Annotated in this window: 1 protein-coding gene; it reads right to left on the bottom strand. The window is 64.3% G+C overall.

Features of this window, described 5'->3' with window-relative positions; all coding sequences use genetic code 11:
- Positions 1-221 (bottom strand): hypothetical protein (locus tag LU493_RS19945; RefSeq protein ID WP_275289525.1); only part of this gene is annotated, 221 nt, incomplete at both ends.

Raw genomic sequence — 221 nt, 5'->3', positions numbered from 1 at the left:
CCCTGCAGGGTCACCGGATTGTTGCTGGCATCGGTGATGTCCTGACCATTGACGGTCACGCTGTCGATACCCGCCTCAGCGCTCACCGTGGCGCTGCCGCTGATGGTATTGCCGGTGGCCTCGACCACGCTGTGATCGGCACCTTCGGCGTTCGGCGCGTTATCGTCGATATCCACCGTCGGCGGACCGTCGGTGGCGCCATTGATGGTCACCGTCAGCGT

The organism is Halomonas elongata (assembly GCF_029081005.1).
GTDB classification, from domain to species: Bacteria; Pseudomonadota; Gammaproteobacteria; order Pseudomonadales; family Halomonadaceae; genus Halomonas; species Halomonas elongata_B.
Note: the sequence above shows the minus strand (reverse complement) of the source record. Positions and strands in the feature narration are given on the sequence as shown.